General features: G+C 51.0%; 1 pseudogene. It reads right to left on the bottom strand.

Features of this window, described 5'->3' with window-relative positions:
* Positions 1-253 (bottom strand): annotated as a pseudogene (locus APU11_RS26440) (YHS domain-containing protein); the annotation flags it as partial.

The raw sequence follows: 253 nt of genomic DNA on the forward strand, positions 1-253 counted from the left end.
TGGACCACGACGGCGTATCTCCGGGTGCATCGGGCATGTCCACACACCTTCAGAAATATCGTTCTCCGCCTGGTGGTGAGGCTGTTTTATCTGATCAGGGATGACCTCGTGGTGATGGTGGTGATGGTGGTGATGGTGGTGATGGGAATGTTCACTGGCATCTTCTGTAAGATAATGATCGGGATGAGCTTTAAATTTGCTCTCACAGCTGGCGGAGCAGAAATAAAGCTGATGCTCCTGGTATCGAATGCTG

The sequence above is a fragment of the Enterobacter sp. 50793107 genome (assembly GCF_001463365.1).
Lineage (GTDB): Bacteria > Pseudomonadota > Gammaproteobacteria > Enterobacterales > Enterobacteriaceae > Enterobacter > Enterobacter cloacae.